This is a genomic window from Streptomyces sp. NPDC046939 (assembly GCF_040644575.1).
GTDB lineage: Bacteria > Actinomycetota > Actinomycetes > Streptomycetales > Streptomycetaceae > Streptomyces.
In genome coordinates this window covers 13,160-37,577 of record NZ_JBEYWV010000005.1, presented here as the reverse complement: position 1 = coordinate 37,577, position 24,418 = coordinate 13,160, and the positions used below count along the sequence as shown (strand labels likewise).

The following is a 24,418-nucleotide window of genomic DNA, read 5'->3' as shown; positions in this document are numbered from 1 at the left end:
TTGGTCAACTCGACGACCCTGGAGGGGACATGACCGTGGCGGGCAGGCTCGACGCCAAGAGAGTTCTGGTGCTGGGCGGCGGCGGGGACGGCATCGGTCGTGCCATCGTCCGTGCGTACGCCGCCGCCGGGGCGCGCGTGGTCGTCGCCGACGTGGACGCCGCACGGGCGACGGAGGCGGCGGGCGAGTTGCGGACGGCCGGACACGCAGCCCACGCGCTGAGCGGTGACGTCCGCTCCCGCGAACAGATCGACGCCATGGTCACCGGCGCGGCCGAACGTCTCGGCGGTCTCGACACCCTGGTCACGGTGGTCGGCGGACAGGTCGCGTTCGTACCGGCGGTCAAGCTCCACGAGATGGAGGACGAGGACTGGGAGACCGTCTACGACCTGAATCTGCGCTACGTGATGCGTGCCGTGCGCCGCGTACTCCGCTTGTTCCTGGAGCAGGGGACGGGCGGGAACATCGTCAGCATCGGATCGGTCACCGGCATCATGGCCGCGCCGAAGCAGGCCGGGTACGGCGCCGCGAAGGCCGGTCTCCTCAGCCTGGCGCGCACCGTCGCCGCCGAGTACGCGGCCGACGGCATCCGGATGAACGTCGTCGTCGGCGGGGCCATCAACACCGCGGTCAACAACGGCCCTGCCGCCGACGCATGGGTGCCGGAGATTCCGGCAGGACGCTACGGCACGTCGGAGGAGATGGCCGCAGCGGCCCTCTATCTGGCCTCGGACGAGGCCCGCTATGTCACCGGGCAGCAGATCGTGGTGGACGGAGGGGTGTCGGTGCGGGGCCCGTTCCCCGAATGACCGTGTACCCCGAGTGACCGTGTAGGCGCCATTGCCAGGAGCGAGCCTTACGTCCCGTCTCTCGCCGCCCCACGCCCCAGCCCGGCCACAACGATCACGGCCGCCAGCAGGGGCAGCGTCACGGCCAGCAGAAACACCGGCCGTGCGGTCAACCGGTCGGCCAGTGCCCCTCCCACCAGGATTCCCAGTGAGCCGCCCGCCGCGCTGAGGGAGGCGAACCAGGCGAACGCCTCCGTACGCAACTGCTGCGGGACACCCTCGCCGAGTGCGGTGCCGGCCAGCGTGGCGACAGGAGTCGTGGCCAGCCCGGCGACGAACATCAGCGCCGCCATGGGCGCGCTCGCCGTCGGCAGCGCGAGGAGCGCGAACCCCGTCGCGGCACCGGCCGAGACCGCCGCGTACTGGGCGCGGATCCCGCCGCGCCAGGACCGGGCGGCGAAGACGAGCCCGCCCGTCACGGAGCCGGCCGCCCACAGGGCGAGGCAGATGCCGGCGAGCGCCGGGGCGTCGAGCTCCAGCGCGCGTGCCGAGACGCCCACCTCGACCATGCCGACGGCCAGCATCTGGGCGAGACCCGCGAGACCGACCAGCCACACCACCCGCACGCGCCGCACGCTGTGGCGCCCGGAACCCGTAGCAGCGGTCGCCGGCCGGTGTTTCGGGACCGGCCGTGCGGATAGGAACAGCAGCGTCCCGGCGGTGGTCAGAACGGCGCCAGCGAGCAGGGCCAGTTGCGGCGCTCCCCAGGCGAGGGCGGCGCCGACGGCCGCAGGCCCGACGACGAAACTCAGCTCCACACTCACCGCGTCCACACCGAAGGCGGCGGTCCGCATCCCCGGGTCCGTGAACGAGCGGGTGAGCAGCGTACGCAGCGACGGTGTGACGGGAGGTTGCAGCGCCCCGGCCACCACCGCGGCGACGAGCAGCCCGGCCGACTGGTCCGCTTCTGCCGCGACGACGAGGCCCCCGATACTGAGGGGCGCGGCCAACGCGCAGACGCCGAGTACGATCCCGCCGTGGCGGTCGACCAACCGTCCCAGGACAGGGCTGCCGACCGCGATCGCCACACCGAAGCAGGCGACGACCAGGCCCGCCATGGCGAACTGTTCCGCTTGCCGCCGCACGGTGAGCAGCATGGCCACGGGGTACATGCCTTGCGCGAGCCGGGCGACGAGTGCGCCCAGCAGGCACCGTCTGACCTGCGGCTCTCCCAGCACGAGCGCGTACCGCCGTATCCCCGTGGCCTCCCTCTCCGCGCACGGCGACTCCCTTTCCCCGTCCGCGCCGCTCCCCTGCCGTTCGCTCGGCTCCGGCTTCCCCTGGCTCAACACACAGCCTTCCGCTCGACGTCGACGGTTTCATTGTCTGGCCGGAAAAACCCGCTGTCTCACAGGGCGTTCACAGGCACCGCCCCTACTGTCGTGCCCATGTCCAGACCCTCTCTCGAAGAGCCTGACAACGCCGTCGTCTCCCAACTCGTGTCCCGCCGCCGCCTGTTGCTCCTCGGCGGCGCGGCCGGTGCCGTCGCCCTCAGCGGGGCAGGCGCCGCCGCGAGCGCCGCCGACCGGAACAACACCGGCACCGGCACCAGCACCCTCGACTCGGTGAAAGCCGCCGCCTCCGCGTCCAGCACCTGCATGTCGCTGACCACGGAGCAGATCGAGGGCCCCTACTACATCGACTACGAACTCTTCCGGAAGAACGTGGTCGAGGACCGCACCGGAGTTCCGCTCCTCCTGGTACTGCGCGCCGTCGACAGCGCCACCTGCAAGCCCCTGCGCAACTCGGCCATCGAGATCTGGCACTGCGACGCGTCCGGCGTCTACTCCGGCTACACCGAGATCGGCAACGGCGGCGGAGGCATGCCCCCTGGCCAGCCGCCCTCCGGTACCCCGACGCCACCTCCGGACGGTCCGGGCGGTGGCGGCGGTGGCGGTGGCGGTCACGCCACCCCGACCGACGACCTCACCTGGCTGCGCGGCATCCAGATGACCGACCACCAGGGCTTCGTCACCTTCCGGACCGTCTTTCCCGGCTGGTACACCGGCCGCGCCGTCCACATCCACACCAAGGTGCACACGGGCGGCTCCCGGACCTCTGACGGGTACACCGGCGGCCGCACCTGCCACACCGGGCAGTTCTACTTCTCCGAGGACGCGGTCGAGGCGACCGCCGACAGCGCCCCGTACAACACCAACAACGTCACACGTGTGACCCTCGACCAGGACTCGATCTACCCGGGGACCGGCACACGGGGCGGCATGCTCAAACTCCTCTACGACAAGCGGCACATCGAACGCGGCGTCATCGGCTCCCTCACCATGGCGGTGGATCCCAGCGCCACGAACGAGGACGGAGGCGGGGGCGCACCAGGCGGCGCCCCCTCCCCCACCACCTGACGCAACCCACCCGTCTGTCGTCAACTCGGGCTCAACCGACGCGCGACGGCGCCGAGCAGTTCACCCAGCACCGCCTCACGTTCCCGTCCCGGCGGCCAGGCCAACGAGTTCGTCAGCGCGGCGGTGGTCCTTGGGGCGGCCGATGGCGCGCCGCATGCGGATCAGATCGTCCAGCGCGACGTAACGGATGGTGAAGCCCGCCGGGTCATGGGCTTCCACCGCCGTCGCCAGGCAGCCGGACACATCCATCTGCCCCCAGGGAAGGGCAGGTGTGCATAGGTCACCACTTACACCGGTCACCTGGTAGGCCACTTGTGGGTGGTTCAGGTCGGGTACGTCGGTGCAGCCGGTGGCAGTCATGGCGGCGCGCAGAGCGTGCGCCTCGCCGGGGGTTCCGTCCCACAGCAGGTCGAGGTCGCCGGTCAGTTCCTCGGAGCCGTGCATGATTCCGGCGACCTGGCCTATGACCACCGCGCGGGAACCGGCCTCGTACAAGGCTGTCAGGAAAGGCAGTGGGTCGAAACCGAGCGCGCCGTCCGTGGCGAACGTTCCGGTGACGTCGTCGGCCTCCTCCACGGTGCGGCCGGTGGCAGCACGTGCGCGGGTGGCGTGATGGATACGCCGGACGGCCTGACGAAGTCGAACAGCAGCCGATTCATTCATTCCATGCATTCAACAGCACCCCGCACCAGCCATGTCCATCCATGTCGTTGTGGCAGCAGTACATCGAGCGCGAGCAGCGTCGCATCACGGCCTGGAGGCCGCCCGGCGTTGTCACCGTTTCGTCCCAAGCCGCGCATCAGTACAACCTGTCGGCCCTTCCCCCTGTCTGCTTGTTCAGGACCATGGTCGGCCGCGGGCAGAGCGCCCCGCGGCCGGCCGTAGAGACGCAAGGCATGGGAGAGGAACTGCCATGGGGGACATTCGCAGATGGGGCACCGCCACCGTCGCGATCGCCGGGCTCGTCGCGCCGTTGACGCTGGCGTTGGGAGCGTCGCCGGCGCAGGCCGCGAGCAACTGTACGACCCAGCGCGGCCCGTATCAGAAGCAGGTGGAGAAGTTCCTCGGCCGCCCGGTCGACGGCAAGCAGTCCGCCGCCGACTGCAAGGCCATCAAGGCATTCCAGACCAAGCACGGCATCACTCCGAACATCGGCTACGCCGGGTCGGTGACCTGGGGCGTCATGAACCTCATGAACAAGCAGAAGGCCGTCGGCAACAAGCCGAACAAGAGCGGCAAGTGCCCCGTGAACAAGGGCCGCATAGCCTGCGTCGACCTGACCCTGCAGATCAGCTGGATCCAGGACGGCAGGAACCTGGTCTACGGGCCCGTGCCCGTGCGCACCGGCCGCAACGGGTACGAGACCCGTACCGGCCTGAAGAAGATCTACTGGCGGCACATCGACCACGTGTCGACGATCTACAACGTCCCCATGCCGTACAGCCAGTTCTTCGACGGCGGTCAGGCGTTCCACTCCGTCGGCGTCAGCATGTGGAACCCGCCGGGCTCCCACGGATGCGTCAACATGACGAAGACCGCCGCGAAGAAGTACTGGTCCTTGCTGCGCAACGGCGATGACGTCTTCGTCTACGGTCGCAAGCCCGGCACCTGAGCCGACCGGTGAACGGGGCGCGTGAGCGCGGCGGTTCCATGTCGGCCGCGCTCGCCCGCCCCGCGCTCCCCCGTCCTTCCCTACGGTCTCCTGGCCACGCCGCAGAAGTGCGTCACGTCCACGGAGTGGGCTCCATCCGGTGAGTCGTTGCGCCGGCGCGAGCAGGTGACGAAGCCGGGCTCGAGCAGTTCCGAGCGGGTGCGCAGCGTCATCGGCGCCGATGCCCAGGAACCGCCGGAATGCCCGCCTCAGTGACGAAGTACTCGACGGCCAGCGCGAGAAACCGCCGATCGGCCACGGCGGAACGGGGCCGCCCAGCCAGTAGTTCCAGATCCGGGCCGAGGAAGCATGCCGCTGGTCGTCCACGACCCACTCGTCACCCAGCTCTTAGGGCTCGGGCCGGATGGGTCGTCCCAGTCGATCGAGGACTGGTAGCGCTCGCTCAGTTCGGCGAGTTCTTCGCGGGTGGTCCGGCTGAGGGGCAGGCGGTCCGGTTCGCAGGGGTAGCCGAAGGGGCTGTCGACGTCGTCGGGCCACAGTGCGGTGCCGACGACACCGGCCGAGAAGAAGAACCGCAGATGGGGAGGCATACGGCAGCTTCCCACACTGGCCCGGCCCCGTGGCGGAGTCCCTGTCGTGCTACCGCGCCGACGCCCCCCGATGTGCCACCTGTGCCGCGCAATAGTCCCGCACCCGGGCGTACCGTCGCGCTGGGTTTCCGTAGTAGGACCATGGGGGCGTGCCCGCGTAGCCGTCCACCGCGCGGAACTGTTCCAGCGCTTCCTCGTAGCGGTCCTGGGAGTACAGGAAGTGGCCGAGCATGTGGCGGGCCGGGGGGATGGCGCGGTCGTGCGGGTTGGTGGCGTGCGCCGTCGCCACGTCCGCGAGGGCGGCGTCCGTCGCGGCGACGATGTGTGGCTGCCGGTAGTACGTGCCGGGGTTCAGTGTCTCGTCGGTGATCTCGTACTCGAAGTAGGCGTCGAGGACGATCGTGGACAGGAGTTGCCCGGGGGCGCCCTTCGCGGCGGCGGCGCGGCCGAACTCCTCCGCCGCCTCGTGCGAGCCCCGCCACTTCGCGCACCAGTACTGGAGCGCCGAGTGGTGCGCGGCCACGTGGTACGGGTCCCGTTTCTCGACCTCGGTCCAGAGCGCCCCGAACGCCTCGTGGTCGTAGCCGAGCCCCATGGCCAGTGGCAGCTCCGCGATGTACGGGCACGGGTCGTCGCCCGCCAGGGCCTGCGCGGCCGTGAACGCCTCGCGGGCCTGCGCGAGGATGCGGTGGAATCCGGCGAACTGTTCCCGGGTCGTGGCCCCCGCGGCGGCGCCGCCCCGGATCTCCCATGCCAGGTCGACCAGTGCGCGGGCGTTGACGAGCGCCGCCCCGGGGTCGTCGCGGCGTGCGGTGCGCCAGGCGAGCAGCCAGCCGTCGTCCGTGACGGCCTGCGCGGCGAGGGCGTTGGAGCGGCGGTTGCGTTCCGACCAGTCGCGGCCCGCGTCCTCCAGGTATGCGGCTCCGGCCTGCCAGTCCCCCGCCCGTATCGCCGACTTGACCGTTTCGAAGCGCGGGTCGGGGGCCATCGCCGCGTCGCCGTCGATGTTCTCGACCGGCACGAGTCCGAACTGCCGGGCCGCCGCCGCGAGCTGCTTGTCGCTGAAGGAGCCGACGCGGTTCGGGCTGGTGGCGCGCCGCTTGCCGAACAAACCCATCAGATCGTCTCCCGCTCTCGTACGTGGTCCGCCGGTCCGGCCGTGCTCAGCAACTGCCGCAGCCCGGTGACCTCCGGCACGTCCGCCACCGCCGCGTCGAGGGCCCGGCTCAGCTCGTCCTCGGAGGCGTCGTGCAGGCGCAGCAGCGGCGCGTCCGTCCAGGACAGTTCGAAGTGCGCGCCGCCGCGCGCGATCAGCTCGGCGACGGTGAGGTCGCGCAGCAGGGAGTGCAGTCGGGGGCGGGCGAACTCGCGGGCGGCGCGGCCCGTCGCGGCCTTCGCCTGGGCGGACTTGGGCAGCTTGTCGGCGATCTGCCACAGCGCGCCCGCGTCGATCGCCGCGAGCACCGAGTCGTACGAGCCGTCCCCGCCGGTGACGTCGCGCACCGCCTTCCGCAGCGGCTTCGCGGACGAGTCGGCGTACGTCGTCATCGCGTCGTGCACGAGCTGTTCCCAGTCGGCGGTGCGCCGCATCGCGAGCGCCTCCGGTGTGAGCGAGACCTGCTCCAGGGCGGTGAACGCGGCGGCCGGGTGGTCGAGGAGGCCGAGCGCGGGCCCGGCCGAGCCCGCCGCCCGCCCGTCGTCGGGGAGCTGCTCGACGCGGGCCACGCGGTCGGCGATGGGCGGGTGCGTGTCGTAGGCGGAGCGCTCCCCGCGGGGCAGGCCGCCGCGCAGCTCGTCGAGTTCGGCCGAGCGTGCTTCGAGGAGGTGGTGCAGGCCGCCGTAGACCTCGCCCTGCGGTGGGAGCAAGCCCGCGTTGGCGCCGAGGCTCGCGTAGGACCGCATGTAGAAGCCGAACGCGGCGTCGAGGACGGGGACCTCGCGGAGCGCGGACGCCGTGGCGTCACGGCCCGCGATGCGCGCGGCGGCCAGGTCGGCGGCGTACTCCTGGCGGCGCATCGTGCCGCGCATGGAGCGCACGTAGAACTTGCCGTACCAGAGGAAGGGCTTGGCGGCGAGGCGGTAGCTCAGGCCGGCCGTGCCCGTGTCGATCTCCCGGGCGGACTTGCCCTTGGCGACGCGGCGCGCCTCCTTCTCCTCCGCCTTCGCCCGCTCGTCCTGCACCTTGGCGGCCGAGCGCCGCATGAGGGTGGAGACGGTGTGCGACATCTGCTCGTAGCCGCGCCGGTTGATGGCGCCGAGCCGGGTGTCGGCGTTGGAGTAGTGGCCGAACTCGTGCGCCAGTACGGAGCTGAGCTGGGCCTCGTCGAGCCCGCTCAGCAGCGGCATGCCGACCAGCAGGACCCGCCGTCCGGGGATGAGGCCGAGCAGCCGTGACTGTTCGTGGACGGCGGCGTTGACGGCGGGTACGAGGTAGATCTCGTCCGGCGCGCGGGTGCCGGTCTGCTCGGCGAGCCGGCGCACGGTGGCCCACAGCCGTGGTTCCTGGTGCTCCTCGACGCGCAGCCCGTCGGCCGGCGGCTCGAAGCGTGGCCCGCGGACCGCGAACATGCCCTGGAGGATCGGTACGGCGACGATCAGGGTGAGGCCGACGATCTTCAGCGCGCCGATGCTGTGGCTGCCCTTCGAGATCAGCAGCCAGTCGCCCACGCCCAGGGCGCCGAGCAGGACGAGGCCGACCACATAGAAGCCGAGCAGCAGCACGAGAGCGCGCACGGCGCGCAGAGTAGAGCCCATTGGGCGGTTCCCCCCACGGGAAAGGAGCATGCCTCGCGCCGTGACCGGCCGTGAGCGGGCAGGCCTCGGGAAGGCAGGGGTCGGCGAAAATAGATGTGGGGGGAACGGGAGTATGACACAGGGTCAGTGTCCTGGCGAGGCCCGCCTTCGCGCCGGAATCTGCCCTGAAACTGCCAGGAACTGCCGGGAACTGCCGGGGGGCCTACGCCTTTGCCTCGGCTTGACCTTGGCGTATGTGCTTGCGCATCGTCAGGGCGTAGCACCCGCCGGCCACCACCATGCCCACCGGGAGCGTGAGGTCGATGCCGCCGGCCGCCGCGGCGAAGGGGCCGGTGTAGAGGGTGTCGACGCTGAGGGCGGCGGTGGTGGCACCGAGGAGCAGGGCGAGGGCTCCGGGCCGATTGACGCCTCGGCGGTACCAGAACGGGCTGCCGGGGCTCTCGTCGCAGAGGTCAGGACCGTCGTAGCGGTTGCGGCGCAGGACGATGTCGGTGGCGTAGATCGCGGTGCTGGGGCCGAGCAGGACGACGGTGAGCTGCAGGACGTTGTTGACCGTGTCCAGGAAGTTGGACACCAGCAGTGCGTACAGGGTGAGGGCGACGGCCGCCGTGCCGTCGAAGAGGACGCTGACGGAGCGGCGGATGCGCAGGCCGACGGCTTGCAGGGCGAGACCGGCGCTGTAGGCCGTCAGCGCGTTGATGGCGATGGTGCCGAGGACCAGGGCGAGCAGGAAGACCGGGGTGAACCAGCGCGGCAGGATCTGCTCCAGGGCGGACTGCGGTTCGCTCATGTCGACGACGGTCGCGGCGAGGGCGCCGATCGAGCACACCACCATGCTCGGCAGGAACCCGCCCAGCGCGGTGAAGCCGAGCACCGCCCGCTTCGACGTCGTGCGCGGCAGGTAGCGGGAGAAGTCCGCGCTCGTCGTGTACGAGAGCGGGCCGGAGGCGATCAGGGTGACCCCCGCGAGCAGCGCGGCCCACAGGTCGATGCCGGTGAGGCGGTGCGTGGGGACGTACGTGAAGTCGCCGTGCCGGACGACGCTCACGGCGACCACGGTGAAGGTGGCGGCGAGGGCGATCGTGATCACCGGGTACAGGCGGACGATCACGGCGTGACCGTAGACGCTGATGGTCAGGGTGAGCGCCGCGATGACGACGATCACGACGGTCTTCACGCCGGTGTTCGCGGGGATGCCGGCCTTCTCGACGAGGGAGAACGCGGCGACGGCCGCGGCCGACAGGTTGAGCGCGAAGTAGCAGACCGAGATCGCCCACCCGGTGACGGCGTTGTTGACGCGGTTGCCGAGGACGCCGTACAGCGCCCGCGTGACCACCTCGCTGGGCGCGCCCGCGGCGGGTCCGGAGACGGCGAGCAGGCCGGTCAGCGTCCAGAAGGCGTTGCCGACGGCGAGGACCGCGAGGGCCTGCCACAGGGTGAGCCCCATCAGGACGAGGGCGCCTCCGACCACCAGGTTCAGGTAGTTGACGTTCGCCGCCGCCCAGACGGAGAACAGCTCCCGGGGCCTGCCGCGGCGTTCGCTGTCGGGGATGTGGTCGATGCCGTGGGCTTCGATGCCGGGGGCCGTGGCGCGGGCGTCCGGCCGGTCGCCGGGCGGGGCGGTGGTGATGTCCTCCGCGTCCGGGCCTGGATCGGGAAGCGTCGACGCCATGGGGTCCTCCGGGGTGCTGGGCCTGCCCACCTGCTTGCTTATTGGTCGCACACTCAATAACGTGCCGCTCATGTCGTCAAGCGTTCCGAGCAAGCGAATCCGAAAATCTCCGGCGGCCAGACGTGCGGAAATCGTTGCGTGCGCGGCTTCCATTGCGCTTTCCGAAGGTCTGGAGTGTGTGACGCTCCGGCGGATCGGCGAGGAGCTGGACGTGCGTCCCGGGCTCGTCAGCCACTACTTCCCCTCGGCGGAGGAACTCGTCGCGGAGGCGTTCGGCAACGCGGCGACGGGCGAACTCGACGCGCTGCTCCCGGAGGAGGACGGGGACGGAGGCGACAACGGGGACGCGGGCGGGGGCCGGGGTGAGGACGTGGGCGGGGGCCGGGCCGGGGACGTGGCGACGGCGGCGAGCGCACGGCTCAGCCGGTTCTTCGCACGGACGAACGGTCCGGCATGGGACGACATCAGTCGCCTGTGGATCAACGCCCGTCACCTCAGCCGCTACCGGCCCGCGCTGCGCGCCCGCGTCGTCGAACAGGAGGCGATGTGGCGCGGACGCCTCACCGCCCTGCTCGCGGACGGTGCCCGGCGAGGCGAGTTCCGTACGGCGGACCCAGAGGTCACGGCGATGCAGATCCTGGTCGTCCTGGACGGTCTCGGCGCGGACGCCGGCGCCGGTTCGGAAGACCTGCCCCCGGCCGTGACCCGGATGGCCGTGACCCTCGCCGAACGCGAACTCGGCCTGCCTCACGGGTCGTTGGGCCCCTGAGCCCCGCCCCCACACCGCAACCCTCCACGCCCTCCCCGCACCGCGTCACCCGGCGCCCACGCAACCCAGGAGCCACGCCATGGAACCCCGACTCGTCCTCCACAACGCCCGGCTGCTCGACCCCGCCACCGGCGACCACCTCCCCCACACCGCGCTCGCCGCCACGGACGGACTGATCAGCGCCCTCGGCGACGACAAGGCGATGCGCGCGCTCGCCGGACCCGGCACCACCACGATCGACCTCAAGGGCGCCGTCGTCACCCCGGGCCTGGTCGACGGCCATCTGCACCCCGTCTCCGGCGCCGAACTCACCCACGGCCTCGACCTCTCGGGCTGCACCGGCCTCGACGACGTGAGGGAGGAGCTGGCCCGCTACCGGCAGCGGCTCGCACCCGGGGCGTGGCTGCACGCGTGGGGGCTCGACCCCAACGTGTTCGGCGACCGGCCCATCGAGGCCGCGGCCTTCTCACCTGTCCTCGACGGCATCCCCGCACTGCTCCAGCTGTTCGACGCCCACTCCATGGTGGCCAGCCCGCGCGCCCTCGAACTCGCCGGGGTCGACGGCCCCCGCACCTTCGACCAGGCCGCCGAAGTGGTGTGCGACGCCGACGGCCGGCCCACCGGGCTGCTCCTGGAGGACGCCGCCTGCGAACTCGTCGAACGCGCCGCGCCGCAGCCCACCTGGGAGGAGCGCCGCGACCGCCTCGCGCGGGCCCTGCACGCCATGGCCGCGGCCGGTCTCACCGGCGGCCACGCCATGGACGCGAACGGCGACAGCCTCGCGCTCTACGCCGCGCTCGACACCGCCGGCGATCTCCCCGTACGGCTGCGGGTCGCGCCCTGGTGCCAGCCCGGCGCCGACGCCGAGGCGCTGTCCGCGCTGCTCGAACTACAGGGCACGGGCGGCGAGTTGTGGCGCACGGTGGGGGTGAAGCTGTTCATGGACGGCACGATCGACAACGGCACCGCGTGGCTGGAGAGGCCCGACTGCCACGGGGAGTCGACGCACGCGTTCTGGCCGGACCCGGCCGCGTACTCGCACGTCATCAGCGAGCTGCACCGGGCCGGCGTACCGACCGCCACACACGCCATCGGCGACGCGGCGGTGCGGCACGTGCTGGACTCCATCGAGCGGGCGCAGTCCGGTGCCGAGGGGCGCGCGGGCGTACGGCACCGCGTCGAGCACATAGAGACCGTGCCGGACGACACCGTACGGCGCTTCGCCGCGCTCGGCGTCGTCGCCTCGATGCAGCCCACGCACTGCTGCGACTTCACCCGGGCCGACCACACCGACAACTGGTCGCGGCGGCTCGGCGAGGAGCGGGCCGGACGGGCGTGGCGCTGCCGCGACCTGTGGGACGCGGCGGCGACCGTCGTCCTCGGCTCGGACTGGCCCATCGCCCCGTACGCGCCGCTCGGCGTCATGGCCGGCGCCCGCCACCGCCGCCCCAGCCGCGACCTCGGCGCGCCCCCGCACGGGCCCGAGCAGGCGCTGACCGGGATGGAGGCGCTGCGGGGAATGACGGTCAACGCCGCGTACGCCGCCGGCGAGGAGCGGATCGCCGGGCGCCTGAGCGTCGGGTTCCGCGCCGACCTGTCGGTGTTCGCCGACGACCCGGCCAGGACACCCGCGCTCGAACTGCCGCAGCTGCCGGTGCGGTTGACTGCCGTCGGGGGCCGGGTGACGCACCGGGCGGACGACCTCTAGCGCCTGGGCCTGTACAGCGGTTCCACTGTTCGCCGTTCGGTGTCGTAGCTACGGGCCTGGGTGAAGGTTCCCTCCCATGGTTCGAGCAACTGCGCGGGCAGCAGTTCGTCGGGCCAGGTGGCGGCAGTCGAACGGGACCGGCCGAGGGTGAGGTGCGGGGTCCAGTTGTCGGGGTGGTGGAGGGGATTACGGTACGTGTAGCTGCCGCTGTCGCCATCGTTGTCGTTGTCGTCGTCGCTGTGCAGTGCCTCCCAGACCTGCCGCTGCACCGCCGTCAGCTCCGCGTTGGGAACGACACGCCAGGCGAGGACGCGGGTACGGCCGCCGAAGCGGACCACGTCCTCAAGTCTCAGGCGCACGGGCAGCGCGCTCAGGGCGGGGCCCAGCGCGGGCCATCCGCCCGGTGGCGGCTCGGCCGACGTGGCGAGGGTCAGGTGCGGCCGGTTGGTGGGGTGACGGTGGCTCGCCTGGCTGGGCAGCCCGGCAGCGCCCAACGCACGCCACACACCGACCACCCTCTCCTCCGTCACCGGGTCGACCAGCAGCTCCACAGTGTGCATCGGGGCAGCTTAGGGGCGCTTGCCCGGGTACGGCGGGAGGCTGGGAGCGCGCCTACGAGGCCGAGGACACGAGCCGCGTACGAAGGAGTCAGCGCTTGCAGCATCACTCCAGGCGAATACACGACGCGCCAGGTGGGGCTCCCGGATCGTGGCTCAGCGTCCCGCGCCGGACACCGTCGTCCCGGAAGGTGTCTCCTCGGGGCGATGCCGCACGCGGTAGCGGAGATGTGTGACGTCTCGGTCGTCGAGCCTTCGTACGAGGTCGAGTTCGATGTGCTGGTCGCCCAGGTGCTCGAACAGTCGTCGTCCCTCCCCGAGGAGCACCGGCACGAGGTGAATCTCCAGTTCGTCCATCTCCCCGGCACGCAGCAGCGCTTGCGCCGCCCCCGCCCCGTGCACCAGGACCGGCCGGTCCGTCGACGCCGCCCGGGCCTGCCGGGCGCAGTCCTCGACGTCGGTGACGAAACGCGCGTGGCCCGGCGGCACGTCCCCGTCGTCCACGTGGTGCGTGAGGACGAAGACGGGCACGCCGTCGTGGTGGTCGCCCTGCCAGCGTCCGGCGAGTTCGAAGGTACGCCGCCCGGAGATCACCGCGCCCGTCCCCAGCGCCTCCCGGTAGACCTGACCGCTCCGGCCGTCGGAGCCCCGGTGGTCGAGCCAGTTGAAGAGCCGCCCACCGGCGCGGCCGAGCTCCTGCCCTGGCCGGTCGTCGGGACCGGCGATGAAGCCGTCGAGCGACATCGACATGTACAGGCGAATGGGGTTGTCGGGGTTGTCCGTCATGACGTCTGCCCTCATTTCTGTGTCACAGGGAGGACCGGGGGCGGGCGGAGAAGTCATCGGTGGCCGGGGGCGTTCCGTTGAAGGGTGCGGCCATACGAGTGAACCGTGTGTACGCGCACGAACGGCGGGCACCGGAGCGTCAGCCCCTGCTCTTGTGCCCCGAGCAAGACGAACGGGGCCGGTGGGGGCGAGTGGGTCACCGATGACAGCCTGTTCATCGGACCCCACTCCCCCGCCGTGGACCGCCGCCCGTCAGCGGGCCGGGCAGTCCTTGGCTGCCAGTTCGCGGTGCGGATAGGGACCGTCCGGCAGGGTGCCGCGCAACCACTCGGCGAGCCACTGGGCCAGCGACTGCCCGAGCGGGGCCCCGGTCCAGGAGCGGAACGATGCCTGGCGGAGGCGGAAACTCGGAACCGGCGAAGTCGCGGTACGCCTCCGTGATGTCCGCACAGTCACTGAACCAGTCACCGGTGTCCGTCAGAGACACCGCACCCCACGGCCCGAAGCCGCCGTCGGACACTTCGAGGTAGAGCCGTCGCAGAAGCGGTGGCATCGGCTCCCCCACCATCCGCTCCACTGCCCGTACGTCATCCGTGGGCGCCGGCCCCGGAAGCTCCTGGCCGGCCATATGTGCCCGCACAGCCAGCACGAGATCGTCTTCAGTCACCCGCAGATCTTCGGTCACGGATCAACGTACGTCCATGGGTGTTCAGGGTGCGGTTCCACGGCTTCCGCCAGCGCAATGCAGGCCCTCACGAACGCCAGGCCGTTTGACGACCTCCCCACTCCCCGCCGCCGCGCCACGTACAGGAAGTGGCACACCCGGCCGGAAGTGCTCAGGTTCCTTACAACAGGCGCCTTGTCGCGTGTGGCGCTTCTCCCGGCGCCACGCTGGTCGTACCAGGGACGTACGGGGGACGACGCATGGCCGCTACGAGTGTGGTGCGGGTCGAGGGCGATGTCGGCGGGCAGATCATCGTCGGCGACCACAATGTGGTGATCAGCGCGGAGCACGGGTCGTGCGCGGCCCTGCGCTCCGAGGGCCCGCCCCCTGTGCGTCGGCGCGAACGTCCCGTGGGCCGGGCCCTGCCCCGTAGCCCCGCCCCATTGTTCGGCCGGGAGAGCGAGCTCGCCACCGTGCACGAGTGGTTGGGCGAAGGATATGTGACGCAGGTGTACGGGGCCCCGGGCATCGGCAAGTCGGCGCTGCTGCGGCGTTACGCGGCGGACCAGGCCGCGCTGGGCCGGGACCTCGTATTGTTGCCGGCTGCGGGGCTCGCGGTGGAGGACGTCGTGCAGGACCTCTTCCACGCCTGTTTCGAGAACGAGGACTACAAGCCCGAGCCGGCCCGGATGCGCCGACTGATGGGCACGGTCCAGGCGTTACTGGTCGTCGACGACTTCGCGGGTTCGCCCGAGGATCTGGCCGCTCTCGCGGACGCCGCCCCCGGCTGCGACCTCCTCGTGGCGGGCGCGGAGCGATGCGTGTCCGACGAGGTACGGGCCCTGGGCCTCGGCGGCCTGCCGAGGACCGCCGCGTTGAACCTCGCCACGAGGGAACTGCGCCGCCGCCCCCGGGGCACCGAGGCAGAGGCGATCGGCGCGCTGGCCGATGCCGTCGCCGGACATCCGCTCACCCTGGTCCAGAGATCCGCGGCGGTCCGGGCCGCGGAAGCCGCCGGGGAGGATCTGGCGGAGGGGGCGTTCGCGGCCGACGAGTCGGCGTTGGCGGTGGGGGTCGCGGGGAGGCTGGACGAGGTCGGCGTTCGGCTGTTGCGGGTGTTGTCCGCCGTGTCGCCCCTGCCTGTCTCGTCCGGGCTCCTGCATGTGCTGGCCGGTGCTGCGGACGAACCGGCCGGTGCCCAGGCGGCCGAAGCCTTGCAGCGACTGGGACTGGTCGAGCAGGACGGTTCCGGGTATCGCGGCCGAGGAGAGTTCGCTGCCGCCGTCGCACGGCGTACCGGCCGCACATGGGAGGCGGGGGAGCTCGCTGGCCCACTCACCACCTGGCTGCGCGGCGGGGCCACCCGCCAACAGGCCGCCTTCGACGCCGCGTTGATCGGCAGGGTGCTGGCGGACGCGGCCCGGCGGGACGACCACGCGGGCGTACGCGATCTGGCCCGGGCCGCGGCCCCGCTGCTGGCCCGCTCCTTGCGCTGGGGCACCTGGCGGACGGTCCTGGAGCAGGGCCGGGCAGCCGCCGCGGCGCTCGGGTCGCCCGCGGACGAGACGTACTTCGCCCACGAGGAAGAGGTGCGCAAAAAGAGCCTGGGGCTCGTCGCCGCGGCCGCCGCGGTGGCGGTCGGCGGTGGCGTCGGGGTCGGTGCGGCGGCCGTGCACGCCACGCTCACGGCAGGCGGCAAGGGTACGGCCGTCACCGGCAAGGCGGGGTTCGGCGCGCTCGCCTCCAAACCCGCGGTGATCGCGCCCGCCGTGGCCGCGCTGGTCTCGGGGGCGGTGTTCGTGGCCCTGGCCGACACGGGGAACGACCAGCCGACTGCCGGGCCGCCCGCGCCCGTAGCCTCGGTACCCAGCGCACACCCGACAACGCCGCTGCCGCCGCACCCGGCGTCGTCGGTGCCGGTCACACCGCATCCGAGCCTGTCGTCGCCGAGCGGGTCGCCGCCCACGTCCGTGGTGGCGAGGATGCCCCTGCCCGACGGCTCGGAGGGGTGCGTACCCGCCCCGATCAACGCTCCTGACTTCGGCCGGACCAAGCCGCACAAGCCGGTCACCCGCCCGGTCGACTTCGACGCGTGGCTGCCGTGCGACGACGAGAAGTCCCTCGCCGTCAACGACAAGGCCAACTGGAGGGTCGCCCTCACCGCCTGCCCGCCTCCCCCGGGCTCCCGCCTGTGCCGGTTCACCGTGACGTTCATCCCTAAACTGCCGGGCACCTATCACGCCACGGTGACCATCCACGACGACTGGGGCCACGACGATCTACGGATGCAGGTGACCGGAGTGGCCGTCACCGCCCCCTCACACACCCCCACCACGCCTCCGACCCCGAAACCCCCACCCAGTGAACCGGCATCACCGACGCAATCGACCCCGACAGCACCTTCCGTGCCCCCCGAACCACCGCCCTCCCCGACGTGACCCAACCAGAGACCCAGTCCGCCCGAGATCACCCACCCCGACTCACCCGACCAAAGGAGCCCGCCCCATGACCGCCCGCCCCGCCGCAGAACCAGGCCCCGGCGACGACCGTTCCGACCGGTATCACGTCCGCACCCATGCCGTCTCCGGGCAAGTCATCATCGGCCGGCACAACACCGCCTCGCAGACCGCCCCGGGCGCACCCGCGACCCCGCCCGTCACAGCCGGTGAACTGGCATCCCTGCGCGCCGAGTTCGCTCACCTGCGTACCCTCGTCCCGGAGGACGAGCCGCAGGCGGGGCGCGCCCGGGAGCTCCTCGAAGAGCTGGAGGAGACGGTCAGCGCGACCGGCGAACCGCCGGACGTGTCGACCATGCGGTACGTGGTGCGCTGGTTCCGCCGCAGCCTGCCCGCTCTCGCCACAGCGGTGACCGGCCTGGTCCTCCACCCGGTCGTCGGGCGTCTGGTCGAGGCGGCGGGTGACACTCTGGTCGAGGACTTCCACCGGTACTTCGACGACATCTGAGCCCGCCCCACTCACGTCCACCACCATTTTGGTTCCGGTCAGCCGGCCCGCCCGGTCGGACAGCACGAACAGGCCGGGCCCGACCGCCTCACCGATGCCGCGCGTACCGCCCGTCACCAGAGCACGTTTTCCGACGAATTCCCGCGTCCGCGTCTCGCGTGAAGAGGGGAAAGGCAGAATTGAACGCCGTGGAGCAAAATTGCGGGCGTCTATGAAGGGGCTATAGGGCGGGCGCGGCGCCGCCCGGGCGCGCCTCGTCGTGCGGCCCGGGCGGCGCTCCCCGCTATTCGGCGGAGGGGGCGCTGAGGGTGGCGATGGCCTCGTCAACGGTGGGCCGGAACGTGAAGATCTGGTCGAGCCCGACGATCTGCAGGACGCGCATGAGATCGTCGGCGACTGCGGCGAGGATCAGCGGGGTGGCGGTCTCCCGGGCGCGGTTGTAGGCGCCGACGAGCACCGTGATGCCGGTGGAGTCGCAGTAGCTGAGGTTCGTGAGATCCATGACCACGGGCGCCTCAGGGGTGAAGGGCGTCTGTTGCAGGACCTGGGTGACCTGCGGTGCCGTGTGGTGGTCGAGTTCGCCGTTCACGGTCAGTACGACGACTCCCGAGGGGTCGGAACGTCGCGTGGCGGTCAGGGTGCGGTCGGTCACCTTTTCTCCTGTGTGGGGGACGCTGAGGCTGGCGGGTGGGACGGCCCGGGCGAGCGGCGCGGTGCCGTCGCTGCATCCGGTGCCCCGTTCGGTGAGAAGTCTGTGTGTGAGAGCCGACAAACCCTCGGCGTCCTGTGTGGTGTGCGCCGGCCGGAGGCGGGCCGGCGAGAGGAGGCCGGCCGCCGGGGGCACGCGCCGTGCGGGGCGGAGCGCTGGATCGCCGTCATGGTGCCTTCCGCCCGGTGCCGACTGGTGTGGCCGCCGCCTTTCGACACGGCGGTCTTATCCTACGGCCCGCGTCAAAAACACCTCCTGGCGGGCGCAGGAACTCGGTTCTGCAGGGCAGAGGAGTTTGACGGCACAATGGAGCGGCTCGTCGGCGCCTTTCGCCGGGGCCGGGGGTGAATGAAGGGGTGTTCTGTGACGCATGCGGACGACGGCGAGGTCATCGTGCCGTCGAGGGCCGGGGACGACATTTTCTCGGCGGAGGAGAGAGTCGGTGCGGACCTGGCCCGGGTGGACTGGTCGGCGACCTCCCTCGGCGAGCCGGAGAACTGGCCGCAGAGCCTGCGGACGGCCGTGAGCATTCTGCTGTCGTCGAAGTTCGCCATGTGGATGGCGTGGGGCCCGGAGCTGACGTTCTTCTGCAACGACGCCTATCGCCGCAATACGTTGGGGCGGAAATACCCATGGGCGCTCGGCCGCCCGTCCAGTGAGGTGTGGGCGGAGATCTGGGACGACATCGGGCCCCGGATCGACACCGTCCTGACCACGGGCGAGGCGACGTGGGACGAGGCGCTGCTGCTGTTCCTGCGGCGTTCGGGCTATGCCGAGGAGAGCTACCACACGTTCTCCTACAGCCCGCTGCGTGACGACACCGGGGACGTGGTCGGCATGTTGTGCGTGGTCAGCGAGGACACCGAGCGTGTCATCGGTGAGCGCCGCATGGCCACGCTGCGGGATCTCGGTTCCGATCCGAGCGTGGTCCGTACCGAGCAGGAGATGCTCGACTTCGCCGGTGAGCAGCTCAACCGGAACGTGCGGGATCTGCCGTTCACCCTCACCTATCTGTGCCAGGACGACGGCAGTGCCGCTCTCGCCGCGACGAGCGGCCTTCCGGCCGGCCACCCCGCAGCGCGCGATCTCCTCGCGGCAGGTGAGGACGGGCTCTGGCCGACTGCCGCCGCCTCTCGCGGGGAGAGCACCACCGTGTCGCTGGAGGGGCCGGAGTTCGAGGGCCTGCCGTCCGGGGCGTGGGCCGAGCCTCCGGTCCAGGCGCTCGTGGTGCCCTTGTTGCAGCAGGGCGGGACCCCGTACGGGTTTCTCGTGGCGGGCCTGAACCGCTATCGGCCCCTCGACGAGGACTACCGCGGCTTCGTGGAGCTGGTCGCCGGGCACGTCGCCACCGGGATCGCCAGCGCCCGCAGCTACCAGGCCCAGCAGCGCCGCGCCGAGGAGCTCGCGGAGCTGGACCGGGCGAAGACGACGTTCTTCTCCAACATCAGCCACGAGTTCCGCACCCCTCTCACCTTGATCATGGGGCCGCTGGAAGAGCTGAAGGGTGAGCTCGCCGAGGCGCCCGCGCATGTACGCGAGGAGCTGGAGGTCATCCACCGCAACGGGCTGCGGCTGGGCAAACTGGTCAACACGCTCCTCGACTTCTCCCGTATCGAGGCGGGCCGGATGCAGGCGCTCTACGCGCCGGTCGACCTGGCTCTGATCACCGGCGAGCTGGCCAGCGTGTTCCGTTCCGCCATCGACAAGGCGGGCCTGGACTTCCACGTCGACTGCGCTCCCCTTCCCGAGCCCGTCTACCTCGACCGCAGCATGTGGGAGAAGATCGTCCTCAATCTCCTCAGCAACGCTCTGAAGTTCACCTTCGAGGGCTCGATCCGCGTCTCCGTCCACGCCGAGGGTTCCGAGGCCATGGTGCGCGTCCAGGACACCGGGATCGGGGTGGCCGCCGAGGAGATGCCGAGGCTGTTCGAGCGGTTCCACCGCATCGAGAACGCCCGCTCCCGCTCCAACGAGGGCAGCGGCATCGGCCTGGCCCTGGTGAAGGAGCTGGTCAACCTGCACGGCGGCACCATCACCGCCGACAGTGCCGAAGGCCGGGGCACCAGCTTCACCATCCGGCTGCCGTTCGGCTCCGCCCATCTGCCCGCCGACGCCATCCGCCCCGACGACGGCACGGACACCGCGCTCCTCACCGCCGACCCGTTCGTGCAGGAGGCCCTGCGCTGGCTTCCGGACCGGCAGGCCGACGCGGCGCCCCTCCTGGAGGAGGACCCGGCCGACCGCGCCGCCACGCAGCCGACCACCGCCGCGCAGACGGCCGCCCCCGCCCGGATCCTCGTCGCCGACGACAACGCCGACATGCGCGACTACCTCGGCCGGTTGCTGCGCGCGGCGGGCTACCGGGTCCACACCGTCGACGACGGCCGCCAGGCTCTCGACCGGATCCGGGACGACGCACCCGACCTGGTGGTCAGCGACGTCATGATGCCGCACATGGACGGGCTGACGCTGGTCGGCCGGCTGCGCAATGATCCGCGTACGGCGTCCGTGCCGGTCCTGCTGCTGTCGGCGCGGGCCGGCGAGGAGGCATCCATCGAGGGGTTGCAGGCCGGCGCCGACGACTACCTCGTCAAACCGTTCGCCGCCGCCGAGTTCCTCGCCCGCGTCCGCGCCAACGTGGAGCTGGCGCGCCTGCGCAACCATCACGCCCGCTGGCGCACCGCGCTGGTCGACTCCCTCCAGGAAGCCTTCTTCGTCTGCGACGAGGAGGGCGCCGTCATCGAGATCAACACCGCCTTCACCACCATCCTCGGCTACGGCACCGAGGATCTCCCCTACCGGCCGATCCACCCGTGGTGGCCGGATGCCACCGCGGACCCCGAGGCGCACCGGCAGGTCGCCGACGCCTTCGCGACCCTGCTCGACCGGACCCAGGGCAGCTACACCATCCCCGTCACCCACCGCGACGGTCACCGGCTGTGGGTCACGGCCAACTTCAACCAGGTCCAGGACCCCGACACCGGACGCTCCGTGGTGGTCGGCACGTTCCGCGACGTGAGCACCGAGCACTACGCCATCCAGCGCGAGAGCGCCCTGGCGGCCCTGGGCACCTGCCTCTCCCGGGCCACCAGCCTGTCCGAGGCCGTCACGGGCGCTCTCGACGAGCTCAGGAACCTGTGGCGGGCCGAGCGCGTCACGGCCGCCGTCTTCGACCACGGTGACGAGCCCGCCCTCACCTCCACCGAACCGGGCCTCGCCTGGGAGCAGTTGTCCGCGGAGCGCCGCCGGGCACTCTCCGACCTGCGGCACCAGACGCCGCTCACGCTCACCCTCGACCAGGGGGGAGCGGGCATTCTCCTGGAGTACCCCGACGGCCCGCTCGTCCTGTGGATCGACCTCGGCGAGAACCGGCCCTTCACCAGCGAGGACCAGCTCCTGCTGTCCCTCCTCGCCGGTCACCTCGCGCAGGGCCTCGCCCGCGCCCACCAGATCGACCAGCAGCGCGAGACCGCCATCGCCCTGCAGCGCGCCATCCTCGGCCCCTCGCACCTGCCCGACGGGTTCGCCGTCCGCTACGAGCCCGCCACCCGGCCCCTGGAGGTCGGCGGCGACTGGTACGACACCGTCGACCTGCCCGACAGCCGTATCGGCATCGTCGTCGGCGACTGCGTCGGGCGCGGCCTTGAGGCGGCCAGCGTGATGGGACAGTTGCGCAGCGCCTGTCGCGCCCTGCTATTGCAGGACACGAGCCCCGCCCAGACCCTCATGGCCCTCGACCAGTTCGCCGCCGGGGTGCCCGGCGCCATGTGCACCACCGTCTTCTGCGGCGTGCTCAACGCCGAGACGGGGCACCTCACCTACTCCAGCGCCGGGCACCCGCCGGGCATCCTCGCCCGCCCCGACGGCACGACCCAGCTCCTGGAAAGCGGCCGCTCCTTCCCGCTGGCCGTCCGCACCGGCCAGCCGCGCCCGGAGGCCACCTGCACCATCCCCGCGCGCTCCACCCTGCTGCTGTACACCGACGGACTCGTCGAACGGCGTCGCCGCCCGCTCAGCGTGGGCATCGCCCAGGCCGGTGAGGCCCTCCAGGACGGCCGCGACACGGCGGTCGACGATCTCGCCACGCACGTCATGTCCCGCCTGGCCCCCGCCGACGGCTTCGACGACGACGTCGCGCTCCTGCTGTACCGGCACCCGGCCCCGCTGGAGATGTCCTTCCCCGCCGATTCGGCCCAGCTCGCACCCGTCCGCAAAGCCCTGCGCGGCTGGCTGGAGCAGTGCGAGCTGCCTCCGACGACCGCGCAGAACGTGCTGGTGGCCGCGGGAGAGGCCTGTGCCAACGCCATCGAGCACGGGCACCGCGACACCCCCGGGCAGGTCGTCCACTTCCGCGCCGAGGCGTTCGTCGACAACCTGCACCTGAGGATCGCCGACACCGGGCGCTGGAAGACCCCCCAGCCCGAGCTCAATACCCATCGCGGCCGAGGTCTGCGGCTGATGCGTGCCCTGATGCAACAGGTCACCGTCACCCCCGGGCCGACCGGCACCACCGTCGACATGCACACGAGGATCGCCTGATGACTACCCCTCTGACCCTCACGATCGGCCGGCGGCCGGACGGGGCCGCCGTGCTGACGGCGGTCGGCGAGATCGACATGAGCAACGCCGCCGAGCTGGCGGCCGCGCTCGAGGGCACGTCCGGCGCGCTCGTCCTCGACCTCACCGGCGTCGAGTACCTCGACAGCGCGGGCCTGAGCGTGCTGTTCCCGCACGCCGAACGCATCCACCTCATCGCCAACCCGCTGCTCGCCCCGGTCCTGGCCATCTCGGGCCTCACCGACCTGACCACGGCCGCCCCTCCGGCGGACTGACCGGCGCCGGGTCCTCAGGGCCGGCGGGCGCGGGCCGCGCTGAGCAGGCGCCGGGTCTGCGCCTGCATGCGTCGCGCCGCCGCGTAGGAGGACTCGGCCTTGGCCTGCATGACGGAGGCGCGCATGGCGGCGGCCCGCGCGAACTGGCACATCCGTTCCGCGTGCTGCCGCATGCGAGCCGTCTCGGCAGCGAGGCCGGTCTCCATCGCTCACCACACCTGGTCCGGGCGGCCCTCCGGCGGGCGGGGTCCGGGCCCGGCCGGAGGCCGCTGATCCCGCTCTCCGCTCCCGGGACCGCGCACCCAGCCTCCTCCTCCGGCCGCGCGACTGCCAGCGCGTGACCGAAGCGAAATGCCGGAGAGCGCGAAGGACGCGGCATCCGTGCTCGGACGTCGAGGACGTCGAGCCCGTCCCCGCAGGTCAGAACGCGGGACGGTCGCCCTCCGCCTCTCCACTGGGCCGTCGCCGCTCCTGGCACGTGCGCAACTGCCGGTACAGCTCGGTGCGGACCGTGGTGGGCAGGGCGCGGGTGTGACCCCATCGGGTGAGCAGGACCGCCAGTTGGCGGAGCTTGATGTTCGTGTGCTGGGAGACCTTGCGCAGCACGTCCCAGGCCTGGACGGGTGAGACACGGGCTGTGGCGACGATGACGCCGACCGCCCGGTCGACGTCCGCGTGGGAGGCGACCGCCTCCCTCAGCTGGGCGACCTCCCGCTCCAGCGCCGCCACCCGGGTCTCGGCCCGTTCCAGTTCCGAGCGGGCGACCACCGTCTTCGATGCATGCAACGTCAACTCTTGCCTCCGGGGTCCTGGGGGGCAGTGCGGTCAGTCTCCCACCACTGTTCCCCGATCGCCCGGCCGATCTCAAGCACGTTCGAGGCGCAGACGGCCGGTGACGACGTCGTGGGCGATGGTCCGCAGCGCCTGGTCGTGGGCCCAGGCGTGCGACCGCAGGCGTACGAGCGCCTGGTCGATGGGGATGCCGAGGTGGACGGAGGTCATGCCGGCGGCCTGGTGGACCTCGGCGCGCAACAGGTCCGGGGCGCCGATGCTCGTATGGACGAGGTCGGTGGTGGAGGTCTGCAGCAGCGGGTGGACGAGGGCGTGGGCGAGGGTGGTGAGGGTGTCGAGCCGGCGGGGCGTGAAGGGGATGGGCGTGGTGCGGTAGGCGGTCAGCACGGCGGGGACGATGATGCCGAGGCGCACCGGTAGCGCGGCGACGGCGCGGGCGGTGGAGACGGCGGGTGCGGCTTCGGCGAGTGCGGGCCATTGCAGGGCGGTGTGCAGGTCGGGCACGGTGATGAGGCGACGGGTGGTGACGGCGTCGAGGGTGGGGCCTTCGCCGAGGGTGTACTGCAGGTCCTCCAGCGGCCGCCCGACCGGGTCGCCGGGGTCGCCCCAGACCAGTTCGAGGGCGCCCTGGGCGGAGATCAGGGTGAGGGACAGGGAGTCCACGCCTGCGTGCCGGGCGAGCGTGCGGGCGTCGAAAGCCGTCAGGTCCTGCCCGGTGCGGGCGGCGCGGCGCATGCCTGTCAGGAGAGCGGTGAGGTCACTTTCGGGCATGGCGGGCCCCCGGCAGGGGTGGGGGGCGCC

The 24,418-nt window shown here is 71.8% G+C and carries 20 protein-coding genes; 9 read left to right on the top strand and 11 right to left on the bottom strand.

Annotated elements, in window-relative coordinates; translation table 11 throughout:
- Positions 1 to 29 precede the first annotated feature (29 nt).
- A complete protein-coding gene (locus ABZ877_RS07075; protein WP_361065670.1) occupies positions 30 to 809 on the top strand; it encodes an SDR family oxidoreductase in 780 nt (259 codons plus the stop codon).
- A gap of 47 nt (positions 810 to 856) precedes the next feature.
- Here the strand turns inward: ABZ877_RS07075 and ABZ877_RS07070 are convergent, their stop codons facing one another.
- A complete protein-coding gene (locus ABZ877_RS07070; RefSeq protein WP_361065667.1) occupies positions 857 to 2,137 on the bottom strand; it encodes an MFS transporter in 1,281 nt (426 codons plus the stop codon).
- 99 nt (positions 2,138 to 2,236) lie between these two features.
- On the opposite strand from ABZ877_RS07070, the gene ABZ877_RS07065 reads away from it, so the two are divergent.
- Complete coding sequence (locus tag ABZ877_RS07065) at positions 2,237 to 3,208, top strand: intradiol ring-cleavage dioxygenase (RefSeq protein WP_361065664.1); 972 nt, start codon at positions 2,237 to 2,239, stop codon at positions 3,206 to 3,208.
- 75 nt (positions 3,209 to 3,283) lie between these two features.
- Here the strand turns inward: ABZ877_RS07065 and ABZ877_RS07060 are convergent, their stop codons facing one another.
- Complete coding sequence (locus tag ABZ877_RS07060) at positions 3,284 to 3,784, bottom strand: hypothetical protein (RefSeq protein WP_361065661.1); 501 nt, start codon at positions 3,782 to 3,784, stop codon at positions 3,284 to 3,286.
- 337 nt (positions 3,785 to 4,121) lie between these two features.
- Between ABZ877_RS07060 and ABZ877_RS07055 the strand changes: the two genes are divergently transcribed.
- On the top strand, positions 4,122 to 4,820 hold the full coding sequence (locus tag ABZ877_RS07055) for a L,D-transpeptidase (protein ID WP_361065658.1): 699 nt from the start codon (positions 4,122 to 4,124) through the stop codon (positions 4,818 to 4,820).
- A 639-nt stretch (positions 4,821 to 5,459) separates the two neighbouring features.
- Here the strand turns inward: ABZ877_RS07055 and ABZ877_RS07050 are convergent.
- The 3 genes from ABZ877_RS07050 to ABZ877_RS07040 all read right to left on the bottom strand — a co-directional run bounded on the left by ABZ877_RS07050 (position 5,460) and on the right by ABZ877_RS07040 (position 9,836).
- Complete coding sequence (locus ABZ877_RS07050) at positions 5,460 to 6,527, bottom strand: hypothetical protein (RefSeq protein WP_361065655.1); 1,068 nt, start codon at positions 6,525 to 6,527, stop codon at positions 5,460 to 5,462.
- A complete protein-coding gene (locus tag ABZ877_RS07045; RefSeq protein WP_361065652.1) occupies positions 6,527 to 8,143 on the bottom strand; it encodes a M48 family metallopeptidase in 1,617 nt (538 codons plus the stop codon). Before ABZ877_RS07045 ends, ABZ877_RS07050 begins: the two co-directional genes overlap by 1 nt.
- A gap of 223 nt (positions 8,144 to 8,366) precedes the next feature.
- Positions 8,367 to 9,836, bottom strand: a complete 1,470-nt coding sequence (locus ABZ877_RS07040) for a cytosine permease (protein ID WP_361065649.1) — start codon at positions 9,834 to 9,836, stop codon at positions 8,367 to 8,369.
- Between the two features lie 70 nt (positions 9,837 to 9,906).
- On the opposite strand from ABZ877_RS07040, the gene ABZ877_RS07035 reads away from it, so the two are divergent.
- Together ABZ877_RS07035 and ABZ877_RS07030 are read left to right on the top strand one after the other, a co-directional pair.
- A complete protein-coding gene (locus tag ABZ877_RS07035) occupies positions 9,907 to 10,605 on the top strand; it encodes a TetR family transcriptional regulator C-terminal domain-containing protein (RefSeq protein ID WP_361065646.1) in 699 nt (232 codons plus the stop codon).
- Between the two features lie 79 nt (positions 10,606 to 10,684).
- Positions 10,685 to 12,313, top strand: a complete 1,629-nt coding sequence (locus ABZ877_RS07030) for an amidohydrolase (RefSeq protein WP_361065643.1) — start codon at positions 10,685 to 10,687, stop codon at positions 12,311 to 12,313.
- Here ABZ877_RS07030 and ABZ877_RS07025 read toward each other — a convergent pair.
- Together ABZ877_RS07025 and ABZ877_RS07020 are read right to left on the bottom strand one after the other, a co-directional pair.
- Positions 12,310 to 12,873, bottom strand: a complete 564-nt coding sequence (locus ABZ877_RS07025) for a 2'-5' RNA ligase family protein (RefSeq protein WP_361065640.1) — start codon at positions 12,871 to 12,873, stop codon at positions 12,310 to 12,312. The genes ABZ877_RS07030 and ABZ877_RS07025 overlap by 4 nt on opposite strands.
- A gap of 153 nt (positions 12,874 to 13,026) precedes the next feature.
- Positions 13,027 to 13,656 (bottom strand): dihydrofolate reductase family protein, encoded by a 630-nt coding sequence (locus ABZ877_RS07020; RefSeq protein ID WP_361065637.1) that lies wholly within the window; start codon positions 13,654 to 13,656, stop codon positions 13,027 to 13,029.
- Positions 13,657 to 14,580: 924 nt separating this feature from the next.
- Here ABZ877_RS07020 and ABZ877_RS07015 point away from each other — a divergent pair.
- Both ABZ877_RS07015 and ABZ877_RS07010 read left to right on the top strand, forming a co-directional pair.
- The gene (locus ABZ877_RS07015; protein WP_361065634.1) at positions 14,581 to 16,758 is read left to right on the top strand and encodes a hypothetical protein; all 2,178 of its coding nucleotides are present in this window, start codon (positions 14,581 to 14,583) and stop codon (positions 16,756 to 16,758) included.
- 67 nt (positions 16,759 to 16,825) lie between these two features.
- A complete protein-coding gene (locus ABZ877_RS07010) occupies positions 16,826 to 17,284 on the top strand; it encodes a hypothetical protein (RefSeq protein ID WP_361065631.1) in 459 nt (152 codons plus the stop codon).
- Between the two features lie 283 nt (positions 17,285 to 17,567).
- On the opposite strand, the gene ABZ877_RS07005 is transcribed toward ABZ877_RS07010, so the two are convergent.
- Positions 17,568 to 17,936, bottom strand: coding sequence for an STAS domain-containing protein (locus tag ABZ877_RS07005; RefSeq protein ID WP_361065628.1), 369 nt, complete (start codon positions 17,934 to 17,936; stop codon positions 17,568 to 17,570).
- Between the two features lie 420 nt (positions 17,937 to 18,356).
- Here ABZ877_RS07005 and ABZ877_RS07000 point away from each other — a divergent pair, with 420 nt between their 5' ends.
- Together ABZ877_RS07000 and ABZ877_RS06995 are read left to right on the top strand one after the other, a co-directional pair.
- The gene (locus ABZ877_RS07000; RefSeq protein WP_361065625.1) at positions 18,357 to 22,532 is read left to right on the top strand and encodes a SpoIIE family protein phosphatase; all 4,176 of its coding nucleotides are present in this window, start codon (positions 18,357 to 18,359) and stop codon (positions 22,530 to 22,532) included.
- Positions 22,532 to 22,825: an STAS domain-containing protein gene (locus tag ABZ877_RS06995; protein ID WP_361065622.1), complete on the top strand. Its 294-nt coding sequence runs from the start codon at positions 22,532 to 22,534 to the stop codon at positions 22,823 to 22,825. The genes ABZ877_RS07000 and ABZ877_RS06995 overlap by 1 nt, the downstream gene beginning before the upstream one ends.
- A 14-nt stretch (positions 22,826 to 22,839) precedes the next feature.
- Here ABZ877_RS06995 and ABZ877_RS06990 read toward each other — a convergent pair whose 3' ends face one another.
- The 3 genes from ABZ877_RS06990 to ABZ877_RS06980 form a co-directional block, all read right to left on the bottom strand.
- Positions 22,840 to 23,031, bottom strand: a complete 192-nt coding sequence (locus ABZ877_RS06990) for a hypothetical protein (protein ID WP_361065619.1) — start codon at positions 23,029 to 23,031, stop codon at positions 22,840 to 22,842.
- Between the two features lie 214 nt (positions 23,032 to 23,245).
- Positions 23,246 to 23,617 carry an ANTAR domain-containing protein gene (locus tag ABZ877_RS06985; RefSeq protein ID WP_361065616.1) on the bottom strand — a complete coding sequence of 124 codons (372 nt, stop codon included), beginning with the start codon at positions 23,615 to 23,617 and terminating at the stop codon, positions 23,246 to 23,248.
- 72 nt (positions 23,618 to 23,689) lie between these two features.
- Positions 23,690 to 24,388, bottom strand: a complete 699-nt coding sequence (locus tag ABZ877_RS06980; protein WP_361065613.1) for a GAF and ANTAR domain-containing protein — start codon at positions 24,386 to 24,388, stop codon at positions 23,690 to 23,692.
- Positions 24,389 to 24,418 lie beyond the last annotated feature (30 nt).

What these genes read in the sequence shown, in the direction of transcription:
- ABZ877_RS07075 (WP_361065670.1), top strand. Translation starts at nt 30, where the DNA reads ATGACCGTGGCGGGCAGGCTCGACGCCAAGAGAGTTCTGGTGCTGGGC.
- ABZ877_RS07065 (WP_361065664.1), top strand. Translation starts at nt 2,237, where the DNA reads ATGTCCAGACCCTCTCTCGAAGAGCCTGACAACGCCGTCGTCTCCCAA.
- ABZ877_RS07055 (WP_361065658.1), top strand. Translation starts at nt 4,122, where the DNA reads ATGGGGGACATTCGCAGATGGGGCACCGCCACCGTCGCGATCGCCGGG.
- ABZ877_RS07050 (WP_361065655.1), bottom strand. Translation starts at nt 6,527, where the DNA reads ATGGGTTTGTTCGGCAAGCGGCGCGCCACCAGCCCGAACCGCGTCGGC.
- ABZ877_RS07040 (WP_361065649.1), bottom strand. Translation starts at nt 9,836, where the DNA reads ATGGCGTCGACGCTTCCCGATCCAGGCCCGGACGCGGAGGACATCACC.
- ABZ877_RS07035 (WP_361065646.1), top strand. Translation starts at nt 9,907, where the DNA reads ATGTCGTCAAGCGTTCCGAGCAAGCGAATCCGAAAATCTCCGGCGGCC.
- ABZ877_RS07030 (WP_361065643.1), top strand. Translation starts at nt 10,685, where the DNA reads ATGGAACCCCGACTCGTCCTCCACAACGCCCGGCTGCTCGACCCCGCC.
- ABZ877_RS07025 (WP_361065640.1), bottom strand. Translation starts at nt 12,873, where the DNA reads ATGCACACTGTGGAGCTGCTGGTCGACCCGGTGACGGAGGAGAGGGTG.
- ABZ877_RS07020 (WP_361065637.1), bottom strand. Translation starts at nt 13,656, where the DNA reads ATGACGGACAACCCCGACAACCCCATTCGCCTGTACATGTCGATGTCG.
- ABZ877_RS07015 (WP_361065634.1), top strand. Translation starts at nt 14,581, where the DNA reads ATGGCCGCTACGAGTGTGGTGCGGGTCGAGGGCGATGTCGGCGGGCAG.
- ABZ877_RS07010 (WP_361065631.1), top strand. Translation starts at nt 16,826, where the DNA reads ATGACCGCCCGCCCCGCCGCAGAACCAGGCCCCGGCGACGACCGTTCC.
- ABZ877_RS06995 (WP_361065622.1), top strand. Translation starts at nt 22,532, where the DNA reads ATGACTACCCCTCTGACCCTCACGATCGGCCGGCGGCCGGACGGGGCC.
- ABZ877_RS06990 (WP_361065619.1), bottom strand. Translation starts at nt 23,031, where the DNA reads ATGGAGACCGGCCTCGCTGCCGAGACGGCTCGCATGCGGCAGCACGCG.
- ABZ877_RS06980 (WP_361065613.1), bottom strand. Translation starts at nt 24,388, where the DNA reads ATGCCCGAAAGTGACCTCACCGCTCTCCTGACAGGCATGCGCCGCGCC.